Source organism: Delftia sp. DT-2, from assembly GCF_028401915.1.
GTDB classification, from domain to species: domain Bacteria; phylum Pseudomonadota; class Gammaproteobacteria; order Burkholderiales; family Burkholderiaceae_C; genus Comamonas; species Comamonas tsuruhatensis.
The window spans coordinates 82,550-97,377 of the sequence record NZ_JAQOTI010000021.1; the positions used below are offsets into that span (position 1 = coordinate 82,550).

The window sequence follows — 14,828 nt, forward strand, 5'->3', positions numbered from 1 at the left end:
GCCTGCCATCCCCACAAAGGCGCCCGCCTCACACCTTGGACATCTCACAAGGGCGCCGCATACAACATGGAGACAAGGATGCAACGCAAGCAGTTTCTGGCCGCACTGGCCTGCTCGGGCCTGGCCCTGGCCGCAGGGCCTGCCGCCCTGGCACAGGACAAGCCCCTGGAATGGGTCGTCGGCTATGCGGCCGGCGGCGGCTCGGACGTGGTCGCCCGCGTCATCGCCGAGGCCATGGGCCGCAACCTGGAGCGGGTCATCGTCATCAACAACAAGCCCGGCGCAGGCACCAACATCGCGGCCGAGTACAGCGCCCGCTCGCGCGACCACGGCAACCTCATGTTCACGGCCGACTTCGCCACGCTGGCGGCCAACCCCTTCCTGTTCAGCAAGCTCAACTACAACGCCGAGCGCGACTTCAAGCCCGTGGGCATGCTAGTGCGCTTTCCCATGCTGCTGGTGGTCAACAACGAGGTGCCCGCCACCAACCTCGCCGAATTCCTGGCCTGGGCCAAACAGCAAAAGACCGGCGTGAGCTGGGGCTCGGCCGGCCTGGGCAGCCCCCACCATCTGGTGGGCGAGCTGTTCCGGGAGCAGGCGGGCCTCACCAACATGACCCATGTGCCCTACCGCGGAGCGGCCCCTGCCGTGCAGGACGTGGTCGGCGGCCAGATTCCCGCCATGTGGGCCGACAGCGCCACCATCATTCCCTTCCTGAGCGAGAAAAAGCTCAAGGCCATCGGCGTGGCCAGCCCTGCGCGCGTGGACGTGCTGCCCCAGGTCGCCACGCTGCAGGAGCAGGGTCTGAAAGGTTTCGAGGGCTATGCCTGGCAGGGCATCGTCGTGCCCACGGGCAGCTCGGCCGAGGTGGTCAAGAAGTTCAGCCAGTCGCTGCAGCAGGCCCTGGCCGACACCCGCACCAAGGCACGCCTGGCCGCCATGGGCGTGGAGCCCATGCCCGGCAGCGCCGAGCAGATGGGCCAGTTCGTGCGCGCCGAGCGCGGCAAGTGGGGTCGGGTGATCGCGGCCAACAACATCAAGCTGGATTGAGCGGACATATGTTCTAGCTCTTGAGTCCGCCCTGTAAATTCACTTCTTCATTCAGGCAATCATCGATGTCTGAACACGCAGACGCTGGAGCAGCGGGGCAAGGACGGTAGTCAGCCTTGAGCAACAGCTGGCGCAATAGAACCTTGCGCCTTGTGTCATACATCACGGCCTGGATACCATCGCCAAGCGATCCAGCATTTCAGCTAACTACGGCCATCATATGGGTGCCCGGCATTGTGAGCGCATGCCCATTGCCTGGCTTTCCTTCAACGTGGTGGCGATTCTCACCTTCGCTTCCAATTCGTGCGATGTCCTGGCTTTTCCCTTTGAGGTGCACTCCACTCGCGCATGCTGGGAATACAGCTAGTTCTCTTTTTTAGGGAACTGGCGGAAGGTGCGGTCCGTGTACTGCGGCAGTGGAGCCGAGCATGCTCGGGCACTCAATCAATCTGGGACCGCACGACCCATGCACACTTTCCAAGCTCGAGCGCCGGGTACACGGCCAAGCGCATGCTATTGAATTGCCTGGGATGGGCATACCTGCCGATTTGCGCGGCCGGCCAGAGCGCGACACATTTGCGCTGCTAGCGAAGGCGTAGACCGTATTGCTAGGCGGCTTGCCCAAGTATTGCCGGGTCTTGTCCATTAGGTGGCCCTCAATGGGACGCACCACCACTTTGGATAACACGCGTCGGCATCCACACCCGCTACACGCAGGCCTTGTTGATGAGTCCAAGGCCCTGAACGCTCACCAGCGTTAACGGGCAGCAGCAACACATCAACATCTTGCCCGCCGGTATGCTAGTAATTGGCCAAAGGACCCATGAAGGCCTGTCGCCAATTGAAGTTCAGCGCAGATACGCATGTTGTATGGACCTGTCATGCAGGCGGATTTCTATACGTTCTCTAGTTCAAAGCGAAGAACTCACATCCAAGCAAAACTCTCCGTTGAGTCACACTTCCACCATTCGGAAGTCCTTGAATTTCTTGTTCAACCATCTTCTAGGACTAATCTGAGCAACCACGTCGTAAATAAGATTAATCCTACTCTTTACAGGTACATTTTAAGAATCTTCCCTATTTATTTTTTGGCAAAAAAATATTTCAATTTAATCTTCTCAGAAGTCACGGATTTTGAAAAATAAGTCTTAACAAAATTCCTTTACACGATCTTCCCTCGTCAGAAGGACCTATATTTATTAAGTAAAAAATATTACTACCGTCAATACATATCGCATAAAGCAAATTAATTTTAATTACTGAAATTGCTCTAAGATTTAGCATATTTACGAACCATGAACATAGGCATTACCAGAGAAGAATTTATTAAAAATTATTTTGAGCAGAATTTCCTTTTTTGCCATAATGCACTATATCCACATAAAATTGATTGGAATCATATAAATGAGGTGCTATTCTCATCAGATCCTAGTGATGGGATGCTAAGCATTTTCAAAGATGGACTAATTCCGATCGAAAAATATACTGAAAACTTTATAGATTTCAATATAAGAAAAACCCGCATCACAAAGAGTTTATTCAATGAATATATGCGCAATGGTGCGACGCTGGTAATTAACCGAATAGAAACCAAATCCTCTCTGATCAACGAAATTACACGAAGATTCGGCAAATTCATTGGAGAGAGGACTGTCGCAAACGGTTACGCTGCATTCGGCGGAGAAGGAACATTCTCCAAACATTGGGATACTCATGATGTATTTGCTGTTCAACTAATTGGACAGAAACGATGGAAAATCTTTGAGCCAACATTTCCACTGCCACTCCCTCATCAGAGAAGCAAGAATTTCAAGCATGAATGCCCTGAAACACCTGTTTTTGACCGTGTGCTAAACGAGGGCGATGTACTCTATATCCCAAGAGGCTGGTGGCATGAAGCGGCTCCTATAAAAGATAGGGAGACTTTTCACATTGCAGTTGGAGTTCACACACTTCACATAGTTGACTACATACTATGGTCCTGCATTAATACATTTTCAGAAATCCCCGCATTAAGAAAGACAATCAAACACGAAGACTATTCCACAAATGTAATAGAGAAATCAATTCACTTCATTAAAGACATATTAATCAAGCAAGACAACTTAGAAGAATTCAAAAACCATCAGATTAGCCAGGAGAGAATTCCCTCAGAATTCAATATCCAAGATACTTTCAAGAAAAAACTGTCATCTCAATATTTAACCAGATCAATTAAATTTAACTCCTCGCTATATTCACCACACAGCAAAAAGATACACGCAAACGGAATAGCAATCTCCTCCGACGAGATATCCAAATCAATATTTTTACAAATTTTAAACAACCCTGGAGATAGCATAGAAAAAATCATCAGAAATATTGATCCAAATTTTCAAGAAAGAGCACTATCCCTAATAAAAAATTTAATAGAAAACGACATAATTTATTTAGATTAGCCAGAAACAAAATTCACAGCAACGATATCGGAGAGTTAAATGCGCGAACTAGTAATTTCAGAGATGGAAGTCGTAAATGGCGGAACAGACTGGGGGGAAGTAGGGACGGGACTTGCTGGTGTTGGTTTAGGCATCGCAATAGTCTCTACTCCCGTTGGAATAATCGGACTCCTCGGAGCGGGATTGGTAAGTTATTGGGGAGGAGTAGCGATCGGCGACGGCCTCATCGATGGGAAAGCCTTTGATTTTGACGGTGATGCATAGTAAATAAAAAATGGCCAATCAACTCACTGATTGGCCATTAATTTACCGCAAAAATCATCCAACACAACATGACCGAAACTCAGAAATTACTCGCAATCATAAACTTAATAGTTTTCATCGTAATAGCAATAATATACGCAGCAACAAACAAGAATTTACTTAGCAGAAAAATCACCAATAACCGCAAAATATTTATACTAGCCATATTTATAACTATTTTCACACCAATAATCATAACATTTCTTGTAAAGAAATAAATTAATATTCATAAATTTGATTACATCTAAAATAATGAAGGCAAAATAATCTCAGATGCCATTATTCCGAAAAGAATCCCTTGATTCCAAGAGATTTAAACTGGACGGCCATGTCTTGATGATTCGTCCATTTTCCTTCGCAGTTTTAACGACATTCTCCATTACAGCCTTCCTATCGATAGCAATAATTCTTTTATTTTCAACCTATTCCAGACACTCAACAGTTAAAGGTCAACTCCTTCCAGCTACGGGGCAGATCAGAGTTTTTTCTCAACAGCCAGGTGTTGTTATTGCAAAGTATGCAAAGGAGGGGCAATACGTCGAGAAAGGCGATATTCTTTATAAAATCTCCAGTGAGCGTTTTGGTGAAGATGCGGTAGCAGTTTTTTCTCAAATCACCCGAAGCCTGGAACAAAGGCGAGAATCGCTCATTGACGAGCATACGAAATTTCTGCAGCTGCATCTCGCGGAGCGGCAAACATTGAATAGAAAAATTGCAAGCATTCGCGTAGAACTGTCAGTGCTAGCGGAGCAGGTTAAAAGCCAGCGGAATCTACTTGCCCTAGCAGACAACGCCATTCAGAGATACCAAGGATTGTTGGACAAAGGCTATATCTCAAAGGATCAGTTTCAGCAACGTCAGGCGGAGCAACTAGGTCAAATACAGGTGCTTCAGCGCTTACGTCGTGAACAGACAAGCTTGGAGCAGCAGGCGGTAGAGCGCACCAATGAACTCGCAGGGCTTGACAGTCGACAGAAGAATCAACTAGCACAGATCAACCGACAACTTTCGATGCTCACACAGGAACTCACGGAGAGCGAAGCGAGGCGAGCCTTCGTCATTACCGCACCAGAGGCAGGCACGGCAACCGCGGTATTCGCTGAAGTTGGCCATAGCATTGATGCACGCCTGCTCCTGATGCTTATTGTTCCAACGGACTCATACCTTGTGGCAGAGCTCTATGCACCAAGTAAAGCCATTGGTTTTATAAAACTAGGCGACCCCGTTAATATTCGCTACCAAGCCTATCCATATCAAAAATTCGGAATCCACCGGGGTAGGTTGGCTTCTATCTCTCGTACGAGCCTTTCACCTTTCGATTTTTCCAATACTGTCAACCTGCTCCCAGGTTCTGGAGAAGTAGCGGAGCCACTGTATCGGCTACGAGTAGAACTTGATAGTCAAGCCGTCACTGCGTATGGGAAGGCGCAGGAACTTCAGAGCGGCATGCTGCTTGAAGCAGATATTCTTCAAGAGTCTCGCCGTCTCTACGAGTGGATTCTGGAGCCGATTTACAGCATTTCAGGAAAATTTCCAAAATAACCATGATTTCTTTAGATAGGCTAGCACTGCGCTTCGGAAAGCACTTGCCGATTATCTTGCAGACAGAAGCCGCTGAGTGCGGTCTGACTTGTCTGGCAATGATCACAAGCTATCATGGACACAGCGTAAATTTAAGGGAAATGCGCCAGCGTTTCAGCATTTCACTCAAGGGAATGAGCCTTGCCCACGTGGTTCAGGCTGCGCATCGCTTTCGCTTGGGCACCCGGGCTGTGCGCTTGGAGCTGAATGAGCTTTCAAAACTGATCGTGCCCTGTGTACTGCATTGGAACATCGATCATTTTGTGGTTTTGAAATCCGTTAGCGCCCGAGGCGCGGTAATACACGATCCTTCAATCGGAGCTCGCCAAGTCAGCCTCGAAGAGTTGTCGCATAAATTCACTGGAGTTGCTCTGGAACTTTGGCCGAATAAAGATTTCGAGCAAAAGAAAGAAAAGCCAAAGGTCAAGCTACTTAGTTTGATTGGGGAAATCAGCGGATTACGCCGCTCACTGCTGCAAGTGTTAGTGATGGGCGTGGCACTGCAGATGATCGCGCTCATCAGTCCGTTCCTGCTTCAATGGACCATAGACAATGCGATTGTCGGTGACGATCGACATCTGCTGGCCACCCTGATTCTGGGTTTTTCGATTGTCTTGCTGATACAGGTTTTTATTAGCACCGCCCGGGCCTGGGCACTTATATACCTGGGCACGCTATTCAGCCTGCAATGGCGGAGCAACGTGCTCAGCCATATGCTGCGCCTGCCCAGTCAATTCTTCGAGAAGCGCCACCTTGGTGATGTAGTCTCACGATTTGGATCCGTCGATCAGATACAGCAAACCCTGACCGCAAGCTTTTTCTCGATCATTCTTGATGGGATGATGGCACTTTCCACCTTGGTGTTGATGCTTATATACAGCCACCAGTTGGCGGCAGTGGTCTTCTGCACCATAGTGCTCTATGGACTGATTCGCTGGGCGTGGTACTACCCGCTGCGAAACGCCACCGAGGAACAGATCGTTCATGGGGCCCGCCAGCAAAGCCACTTCCTCGAATCAGTGCGAGGTATTCAGGCATTGAAGCTATTTCAGAAGCTTGATATACGCAGGTCGATATGGCTGAGCCTCTTCGTAGAGCAGATCAACGCGGGCCTGAAGTCTCAGAAGCTACAACTTTTTTATGGGCAAGCCAACGCATTGCTATTTGGTGCCGAGAACCTGCTGGTCGTTTGGCTAGGCGCAACCATGGTGATGGATGGACAATTCAGCGTAGGCATGTTGATGGCCTTCTATTCCTACAAGTCTCAGTTCGGCAGTCGAGTCGGCAGCCTGATTGATCAACTCTTCGAGCTGCGCATGTTGCAGCTACATAGCGAGAGGCTGGCCGATATTGTTCTTCACCCGCCCGAAGAAGAGGCTTGCGCACTCGTCACCAAGGAACGCAACAATCGGGCAGATATTGAAGTTCGAGCTGTGGGTTATCGCTATGGTGACCAAGAACCCTGGATCCTGGATGACGTTAACTTCAGCATCGCTGCAGGCGAAGCCGTGGCAATCATTGGTCCATCAGGCTGTGGCAAAAGTACGTTGTTCAAGGTGCTGTTGGGTATGCTGCCAGCGGCAAGAGGGAGCATTCGCGTTGCTGGCCATGAGCTCGACGGACAGAACCTATCTGTGCTTCGGAGCCTATCCGGTTGCGTGATGCAAGACGACGCGCTTTTTGCGGGAAGCCTTGCAGAGAATATCTGCTTCTTCGATCCTCAACCAGACTCGCAATGGATGCGACAGTGCGCGCGCACCGCAGGAATCCATGGCGACATCGAACACATGCCCATGGGCTACAACACCTTGGTTGGAGACATGGGCACAGTGCTTTCCGGCGGACAAAAACAGCGAATACTGCTGGCGCGCGCGCTGTACAAGAAGCCCCGAATTCTGTTCCTCGATGAGGCAACCAGCCATCTAGACGTGGCAGCCGAACGGCAGGTCAACGCCGCGATCCAAGCACTCGATATCACTCGGATCGTGATTGCCCACCGTCCAGAGACAATTGCCTGCGCAGACAGAGTCATCGAATTGGGCCATGGCAGGGTGATCAACGATGTGCGAGTACGAGCAATACAGCACAGGCACCAGCAGGGGGAGTGACTGTGCACCAGCTGCGCCTTCTTGTCTTCGTTGCCGGTGTAGTGCTGCTCAATTCTGTGTACGCCATGTCTTCATATGATGCGTTCTCCACGGAAGGCCTCGCAATGTCTCCACCAATGGCCTCAGCAGCAAGAGTGGGCATCTGCCCTATCGGCAAATTGCCGGAACAGCTGACCGTGCATGAAGCAATCACACGAATCCTGTGCCAGGACCCGGCCATTCGGCAAGCTTGGTCAACAGCCCGAATGCGAGCAGCCCAACTAGGTTTGCGCAAGTCCGAATATTTACCGCGTCTGGATGCACGGCTGAGCCGCTCAGCAAACCGCAGCTACGATGGCTATGCGGAAGCGATACACAGCAACAACAGTACGGGCAACTTCAGCCTGAGTTGGGTTCTATTCGATTTTGGACGCCGGGACGCGGCACTGGCTTCTGCTCATCAATTGCTGTCAGCAGCTAACGCCGATCAGAACGCGGCCATCCAGAACGCATTTCTAGGTGCCGCTCAGCTGTATTTTGCGGCGCAGGCAAGCAACCAGCGGCTTGCTGCTGCTCAGCAGGTAATGGATTTGGCCAAAGACACTTATATTGCCGCAGCAGAGAAGTACAAAGCCGGTGCGGCAGCCCTGTCCGATCGCTTGCGAGCCAAGACGGCCTACACTCAGGCCAGTTTGCATGTATCCCAGGAAAGAGGCGCGCTGTCCAGTTCTTTGGGCACTATGGCGCTTCGCATGGGTCTGCCTGCGCATACTCTCGTACGCCTAGATGAGCATGTCGAAGCTTTGCCTTCATTGGACTTAATTATTGAGGTCGACGAACTCATCCGCCTTGCGGGCCAGCAGCATCCCCGCCTTGTTGCGGTCGAAGCTCGCACAAAAGCCGCCCAAGCTGCAGTACAAGAAGCCAGCGCGATGGCTAGGCCAAAGATTGCTCTGACCAGCAGTTTTGGGGTCACTGATTACTCCGTGCATGGTCGCGGCAGTCGGCGCAAGGATATGAACATAGGCCTGCAACTGAGCATTCCATTGTTTTCCGGATTCGAGCAGACTTATCAGATCCGGGCGGCTAAGGCTCAGGCAGCCACTTATGCTGAAGAGGCAGAGGTTGCGCGCTTGCGATTGTCAGTGGATGTCTGGACTCAACACAACGGTCTCCGCACGGAAGCAGAAAACCTTGTACACACCTCAGACCTTGTCAATCAATCCAAGCAGGCTATGGACATCGTGCAAGGCCGTTATCAGTCTGGTGTAGGCAGCATGACCGAAGTTCTGAACGCCATGGAGACCTATGCCAAAGCGCAGGAACAACATATCAGTGCGATGGCAAACTGGCGGGCATTGCGCTTGTCACTGGCAGCTCAATTGGGGCGTTTGGGGTTCTGGGACCTTGACTAGAGGCGAGACCCCTTTAACTCAGGCCGCCGCACTGCGCCCCATCCCCAGATAGGTATCGATGATGCGCCGGTCGTGCAGCAGATCCCTGGCCGCGCCGCTGAGGGCCACGGCGCCCATCTCCAGCACGTAGGCACGGTCGGCCACCTTGAGGGCGGCGCGCGCGTTCTGCTCGACCAGCAGCACCGAGACGCCGTGGTCGCGCAGGCCGGCCACGACCTGCAGCACCTCGCGCACGATCAGCGGCGCCAGGCCCAGCGAGGGCTCGTCCAGCAGCAGCAGGCGCGGGCGCGCCATCAGCGCGCGGCCGATGGCCAGCATCTGGCGCTCGCCGCCCGACAGGGTGGAGGCCATCTGCGGGCGCCGCTCCCTCAGGCGCGGGAAGATGGCGAAGACCTCGTCCATGCGCTGCGCCTGGTCGCGCAGGCCCCGGCGCCAGCGCGAGAAGCCGCCCAGCAGCAGGTTGTCCTCCACCGACATCTCGCCGAACAGCTCGCGCTTTTCGGGCACCAGGGCCACGCCGTTGGCCACCATGACCTCGACGCCGGGGCGTGCGATGCGCTTGCCGTCCAGATGGATCTCGCCGCGCGAGGGCAGCAGGCCCATGGCGGCCGACAGCAGCGTGGTCTTGCCCGCGCCGTTGGGGCCGATGACGGTGACGATCTCGCCGCTGCGCACATCCAGATCCACCTGGTGCACCGCCTCCACGGGACCGTAGGACACGCTCAGGCCCTTGAGCTGCAAAAGGGTGTCGCTCATGCCGTCTCTCCGGTTGCCTCGTCGTCGTCGCCGCCGCCCAGGTAGGCATCCAGCACGCGCTGGTTGACCTGGATCTGGGCCGGCGTGCCTTCGGCGATCACGGTGCCGAACTCCAGCACCGTGATGCGGTCCGCAAGATTCATGACGAACTCCATGTCGTGCTCCACGACGAGAATGCCCAGCCCCTCGGCGCGCAGCTGGCGCAGCAGGTCGGCCAGGGCCTGTTTTTCCAGGTGGCGCAGGCCGGCTGCCGGCTCGTCCAGCAGCAGGGCCGCAGGCTGTCCGGCCAGGGCGCGTGCGATCTCCACGATGCGCTGCTGGCCCAGGGCCAGCGAGGCGGCCGGCACATCGGCGAAGGCGCCCAGGCCGCAGCGCTCGATCTGGCGGCGCGCCTCGGCCAGCACCGAGGCCTCCTCGGCCCGGTCCAGGCGCAGCATGGAGGCCAGCCAGCCCCGGTGCGCACGCCGGTGCGCGCCCACGGCCACGTTCTCCAGCACGCTGCGCTGGCCCAGCAGGCGCACATGCTGGAAGGTGCGGCCCAGGCCCAGGGCGGCAAAGCGGCGCGAGGGCGCATCGTTCATGGCCTGGTCCATGAAGCGCACCTGGCCCTCGGTGGGCGAGTCCACGCCCGAGATCATGTTGAAGAAAGTGCTCTTGCCCGCGCCGTTGGGGCCGATCAGCGCATGCACCTCGCCGGCCCTGAGCGTCATGGCCACATCGTTGTTGGCCACCAGGCCGCCAAAGCGCTTGGTCACATGCTCGGCCGCCAGCAGCACCTGGCCCGCCGCGGGCAGCGCGCGCTGCGCCAGCGGCGCAGCGTCCGCCAGCTTGAGATCAGACACGGGCCGGCGCACCCAGCGCGCCGTGAGCGCCTGCAGCGTGGGCCACAGGCCTTCTGCAAAGCGCTGCAGCACCAGCACCATAAGCAGGCCGAAGACGATGACCTCGAAGTTGCCGCTGGTGCCCAGCAGGGCCGGCAATATGTCCTGCAGCTTTTGCTTGATCAGCGTGATCAGCGTGGCGCCCAGCACCGCGCCCCACAGGTGGCCGGCGCCGCCGACCACGGCCATGAACAGGTACTCGATGCCCACGTTCAGGTTGAAGGGCGCCGGGCTCACGAAGCGCTGCATGTGGGCGTAGAGCCAGCCCGACAGCGTGGCCAGCAGGGCCGCCAACACGAAGAGCTTGACGCGGTAGTGCGCCGTGTCGATGCCCATGGACTCGGCCATGACGCGGCCGCCGCGCAGCGCGCGGATGGCCCGACCCTCGCGCGAGTCCAGCAGGTTGTGCAGCAGCCACAGCGCCACCAGCAGCACGGCCCAGATCACCACGCCCATGGCGCGCGGCGAGGCCAGCGAGACGCCGCCGATCACCAGCGGCGCAATGCCCGTGATGCCGGTCTGCCCGCCCAGGAACTCCATGTTGCCGAACAGGTAGTACAGGCTCAGCCCCCAGGCGATGGTGCACAGCGGCAGGTAGTGGCCCTGCAGCTTGACCGTGACCGCGCCCAGCAGCCAGGCCACGACGAAGGTGATGAGCAGGCCCAGCGCCAGGCCCACCCAGGGCAGGCCCGCCGCGCCCACCAGCCCGCCCAGCGCGGCCACCGAGGCCGGTGCCGTGCAGACCCAGGCCGTGGCATAGGCGCCGATGCCCACGAAGGCCGCCTGGCCGAACGAGGTCATGCCGCCCACGCCGGTCAGCATCACCAGGCCTGCGGCCACCATGGCGAACAGGCCGATGTAGCTGAGGATGACGACGGTGAAATCGGGCAGAAAGCCCCAGGACGCGGCCAGCAGCGCAATGGCGGCCACCGTGAGCACGCGCGTGCTGATGCCGCCCGAGGCGGCCTTGGCAGGCGCCGCGGCCTGCGAGGAAACGGGGGCGCTCATTCTTCTTCCTCCACATGGTGGCTATTGCGCGATCGCCACCACAGCACCGGGATGATCAGCGTGAACACCAGCACCTCCTTGTAGGCACTGGCCCAGAACGACGAGAAGGCCTCCAGCAGCCCGACCAGCAGCGCGCCGGCCAGGGCCAGCGGGTAGCTGGCCAGCCCGCCCACGATGGCGGCCACGAAGCCCTTGAGGCCGATCAGAAAGCCGGTGTCGTAGTACACCGTGGTCAGCGGCGCGATCAGCAGGCCCGAGATGGCGCCGATCAGCGCGGCCAGCGCAAAGCTCACGTCGCCGGCCATGGCCGTGGGAATGCCCATGAGGCGTGCACCCACGCGGTTGATGGCCGTGGCGCGCAGCGCCTTGCCGATCATGGAGCGCTCGAAGAACACGAACAGCAGGGCCACCAGCACCAGGGTCACGCCCACCACCACCAGGGACTGGCCCGAGATCGTGATGTCGCCCAGGCGCAGCTGCGCCTCGGAAAACGCGGGGGTGCGCGAGCCTTCGGCACCGAAGAACAGCAGCCCCAGGCCGACCAGCACGCCGTGCATGGCCACCGAGACGATGAGCAGCATCAGCACCGAGGCATGGGCCAGCGGCCGGTAGGCCAGGCGGTACAGCAGCGGCCCCATGGGCGTGATCAGCACCAGGGTGGCCAGCGCCTGCAGCATCAGCGAGGACGGGCGCAGCCCCCAGGCCAGGGCCACGGCAATGGCCGGCAGCGCCAGGCACCACAGGAAGGTGGCGGGCCAGCTCACCTGGCTGCCCGCGCGCCAGCGCAGCAGGTCCACCACCAGCACGGCGGCGGCCAGGGCCAGCAGCAGCCACAGCGTGGTGGGCACGCGTCCGGCCTGCATCATGGCCAGGGTGAGCGCGCCGAAGGCGACGAACTCCCCCTGCGGGATGAAGATGATGCGGGTGACCGAGAACACCAGCACCAGGGCCAGCGCCATCAGGCCGTAGACGGCGCCGTTGACGATGCCGTCCTGCCCCAGCAGCAGGGCGATTTGCAGATCCATGATCGACTTTCGAGCAGACGCGGCCAAGCGCCACAGCGGCCGCCGCCAGGCGCGGCAGCCGCTGCGGCCTCAGGCCTGCAGGTTCAGGGCTGGTACTTCCAGGTACCGTTCTCGATCTTGACCATGACGGCCGCGCGCTGGTCCAGGCCCAGGTGGTCGGTGGGCGTCATGTTGAAGATGCCGTGGGCGCCGGCCACGTCCTTGGTCTGCTCCAGCGCATCGCGCAGCGCGGCGCGGAACTCGGCCGTGCCGGGCTGGGCCTTCTTGAGCGCGGCGGGAATCGCCGCTTCGAGCACGCGGCCCGCATCCCAGGAATGCGCGCCAAAGGTCGAAGCCGTGCCCTTGCCGTTGGCGGCCTCGTAGGCCTCCACATAGGAGACGGCGGACTTCTTGACCGGGTTGCTGTCGGGCAGCTGGTGGGCCACCAGCACGGGGCCGGCGGGCAGCAGCGTGCCTTCCACATCCTTGCCGCCCACGCGCAGGAAGTCGGCATTGGCCACGCCGTGGGTCTGGTAGATCTTGCCCTGGTAGCCGCGCTCCTTGAGCGATTTCTGCGGCAGCGCGGCCGGCGTGCCCGAGCCTGCGATCAGCACCGCATCGGGCTTGGCGGACATGAGCTTGAGCGTCTGGCCCGTGACCGAGGTATCGCTGCGCGAATAGGCCTCGGTGGCGGTGAGCTTGAGGCCCTTGGCCTCGGCCACCTTGCGGAACTCCTGCAGCCAGCTTTCGCCATAGGCGTCGTTGAAGCCGATGTAGCCCACGGTCTTGATGCCGGCCTTGGCCATGTGCTCGCCGATGGCGGCGGCCATCATGGCGTCGTGCTGGGGCGTCTTGAAGACCCAGAACTTCTTGGCATCCACGGGTTCGACGATCTTGGCCGAGGCGGCCAGCGTGATCATGGGCGTCTTGGCCTCGGAGACCACGTCCACCATGGCCAGCGAGTTGGGCGTGATGCTGGAGCCCAGGATCACGTCGACCTTGCTCTCGCTGATCAGCTTGCGCGTGTTGGCCACGGCCGCCGTGGTGTCGGAGGCGTCGTCCAGGATGATGTAGTTGACCTTCTGGCCCGCCACCGTGCGCGGCATCAGCGCCACCGTGTTCTTTTCGGGAATGCCCAGCGACGCGGCCGGACCGGTGGCCGAGACCACCACGCCCACGTTGATGTCGGCCAGGGCCGAGCCCCACACCGTGGCCAGGGTTGCGGCCAGCAGGCCCAGTTTTGTCATGCGCTTCATGTCTGTCTCCTTTGTGTTGGATGGGGCGCGGTGCCGTCAGGCGCCACAATTTACCGTGGTAACTATTTTTTTGCCAGCGGTTTGATGCACGGGTTTGCCTGGGGTCTGCACGGCCGGCAAGCCTCCGAGGAACAGGTCGGCCACCACGGGGGCCATGGCCTCGTGGTCCAGCGTTCCGTCGGGCCGCAGCCAGGTGAACATCCAGTTCATCATCCCGAACAGCAGCATGGCCAGCGCCTTGGACAGGCCCGCGCCGTCGGCGTCCGGCCGCAGCTGGGCCACCGCCTGGGCAAAGGCCTCGACCACGGCGCGCTCCTTGCCCACCACGCGCTGGCGGTCCTCGTCCTGCAGGAAGCGCACGTCCTCGGTCAGCACGCGGTGGGCATGGCGGGCATGGGCGTACTCCTGCACGAAGCGTTCGATCAGCATGCGCAGCCGCGGCTCGGGCGGCAGGCCCATGGCCTGCACCTCGTCCACCAGGGCCTGCAGCCGCGTCATGTGGCCATCGGTGATGTCCACCAGCAGCGCGTACTTGTCGCGGAAGTAGTGGTAGATGGTGGGCTTGGACAGGCCGCAGGCCTGGGCCACCTCGTTCATCGAAGTGCCGGGGTAGCCGCTGCGCGCGAACAGCGCGGCGGCATGGCCCAGGATCAGTTCGCGCTGGTCGTCGTATCCGGAAGATCGGCCTCGGGCCATGGGACTCCTGTGCGTGCTCAGCGGCTGCGGTGGTCGATCACGCGGCGGGCCTTGCCCACCAGGGTGCGCTCTATGGAATCGGGCCGTAGCACCTCGACCTCGGCGCTCACGCCGACCAGGGTCTTGATGCGCTGCTGCACCCACAGTGCCAGCGCCTCGGTGTCGCCCTGCGTGCCCGGCTGCATCTCGCAGCGCACGGCCAGCCGGTCCAGGTTGCCCTCGCGCGTGACCACCAACTGGTACTGGCCCGACAGCTGGGCGTTCTGCAGCACGATCTCCTCGATCTGGGTCGGAAAGACGTTGACGCCGCGGATGATCATCATGTCGTCGCTGCGCCCCACGATCTTGCCCAT

General features: G+C 58.1%; 12 protein-coding genes. 6 read left to right on the top strand and 6 right to left on the bottom strand.

Annotated features, from left to right (window positions below):
- Window positions 1–78: 78 nt before the first annotated feature.
- From PO605_RS27840 to PO605_RS27865, 6 genes are all read left to right on the top strand, one after another.
- On the top strand, window positions 79–1,050 hold the full coding sequence (locus PO605_RS27840; protein ID WP_017406071.1) for a Bug family tripartite tricarboxylate transporter substrate binding protein: 972 nt from the start codon (window positions 79–81) through the stop codon (window positions 1,048–1,050).
- A 1,295-nt stretch (window positions 1,051–2,345) separates the two neighbouring features.
- On the top strand, window positions 2,346–3,488 hold the full coding sequence (locus PO605_RS27845; protein WP_082001453.1) for a JmjC domain-containing protein: 1,143 nt from the start codon (window positions 2,346–2,348) through the stop codon (window positions 3,486–3,488).
- A 39-nt stretch (window positions 3,489–3,527) separates the two neighbouring features.
- Window positions 3,528–3,752 (top strand): hypothetical protein, encoded by a 225-nt coding sequence (locus PO605_RS27850; RefSeq protein WP_082001454.1) that lies wholly within the window; start codon window positions 3,528–3,530, stop codon window positions 3,750–3,752.
- 312 nt (window positions 3,753–4,064) lie between these two features.
- Window positions 4,065–5,333 (top strand): HlyD family secretion protein, encoded by a 1,269-nt coding sequence (locus PO605_RS27855; protein WP_082001455.1) that lies wholly within the window; start codon window positions 4,065–4,067, stop codon window positions 5,331–5,333.
- 2 nt (window positions 5,334–5,335) lie between these two features.
- Window positions 5,336–7,480 carry a peptidase domain-containing ABC transporter gene (locus PO605_RS27860; RefSeq protein WP_272207202.1) on the top strand — a complete coding sequence of 715 codons (2,145 nt, stop codon included), beginning with the start codon at window positions 5,336–5,338 and terminating at the stop codon, window positions 7,478–7,480.
- Entirely contained in the window at window positions 7,477–8,874 is a 1,398-nt protein-coding gene (locus tag PO605_RS27865) for a TolC family protein (protein WP_272207203.1), read from the top strand. The genes PO605_RS27860 and PO605_RS27865 overlap by 4 nt, the downstream gene beginning before the upstream one ends.
- 18 nt (window positions 8,875–8,892) lie before the next feature.
- On the opposite strand, the gene PO605_RS27870 is transcribed toward PO605_RS27865, so the two are convergent.
- The 6 genes from PO605_RS27870 to PO605_RS27895 all read right to left on the bottom strand — a co-directional run.
- A complete protein-coding gene (locus PO605_RS27870; RefSeq protein ID WP_047468326.1) occupies window positions 8,893–9,630 on the bottom strand; it encodes an ABC transporter ATP-binding protein in 738 nt (245 codons plus the stop codon).
- The gene (locus PO605_RS27875) at window positions 9,627–11,519 is read right to left on the bottom strand and encodes a branched-chain amino acid ABC transporter ATP-binding protein/permease (protein ID WP_017406074.1); all 1,893 of its coding nucleotides are present in this window, start codon (window positions 11,517–11,519) and stop codon (window positions 9,627–9,629) included. Before PO605_RS27875 ends, PO605_RS27870 begins: the two co-directional genes overlap by 4 nt.
- Entirely contained in the window at window positions 11,516–12,544 is a 1,029-nt protein-coding gene (locus PO605_RS27880) for a branched-chain amino acid ABC transporter permease (RefSeq protein WP_012202505.1), read from the bottom strand. Before PO605_RS27880 ends, PO605_RS27875 begins: the two co-directional genes overlap by 4 nt.
- Window positions 12,545–12,627: 83 nt before the next feature.
- Window positions 12,628–13,779 (bottom strand): ABC transporter substrate-binding protein, encoded by a 1,152-nt coding sequence (locus tag PO605_RS27885; protein WP_047468329.1) that lies wholly within the window; start codon window positions 13,777–13,779, stop codon window positions 12,628–12,630.
- Window positions 13,780–13,815: 36 nt separating this feature from the next.
- Window positions 13,816–14,475 carry a TetR/AcrR family transcriptional regulator gene (locus tag PO605_RS27890; protein ID WP_016449263.1) on the bottom strand — a complete coding sequence of 220 codons (660 nt, stop codon included), beginning with the start codon at window positions 14,473–14,475 and terminating at the stop codon, window positions 13,816–13,818.
- Between the two features lie 17 nt (window positions 14,476–14,492).
- Window positions 14,493–14,828 (bottom strand): phenylacetate--CoA ligase family protein (locus tag PO605_RS27895; RefSeq protein WP_442874766.1); only part of this gene is annotated, 336 nt, incomplete at its 5' end.

Coding starts and splice junctions, on each gene's coding strand:
- PO605_RS27855 (WP_082001455.1), top strand. CDS start 4,065: ATGCCATTATTCCGAAAAGAATCCCTTGATTCCAAGAGATTTAAACTG.
- PO605_RS27875 (WP_017406074.1), bottom strand. CDS start 11,519: ATGAGCGCCCCCGTTTCCTCGCAGGCCGCGGCGCCTGCCAAGGCCGCC.
- PO605_RS27880 (WP_012202505.1), bottom strand. CDS start 12,544: ATGGATCTGCAAATCGCCCTGCTGCTGGGGCAGGACGGCATCGTCAAC.
- PO605_RS27870 (WP_047468326.1), bottom strand. CDS start 9,630: ATGAGCGACACCCTTTTGCAGCTCAAGGGCCTGAGCGTGTCCTACGGT.
- PO605_RS27840 (WP_017406071.1), top strand. CDS start 79: ATGCAACGCAAGCAGTTTCTGGCCGCACTGGCCTGCTCGGGCCTGGCC.
- PO605_RS27845 (WP_082001453.1), top strand. CDS start 2,346: ATGAACATAGGCATTACCAGAGAAGAATTTATTAAAAATTATTTTGAG.
- PO605_RS27890 (WP_016449263.1), bottom strand. CDS start 14,475: ATGGCCCGAGGCCGATCTTCCGGATACGACGACCAGCGCGAACTGATC.
- PO605_RS27885 (WP_047468329.1), bottom strand. CDS start 13,779: ATGAAGCGCATGACAAAACTGGGCCTGCTGGCCGCAACCCTGGCCACG.
- PO605_RS27850 (WP_082001454.1), top strand. CDS start 3,528: ATGCGCGAACTAGTAATTTCAGAGATGGAAGTCGTAAATGGCGGAACA.
- PO605_RS27860 (WP_272207202.1), top strand. CDS start 5,336: ATGATTTCTTTAGATAGGCTAGCACTGCGCTTCGGAAAGCACTTGCCG.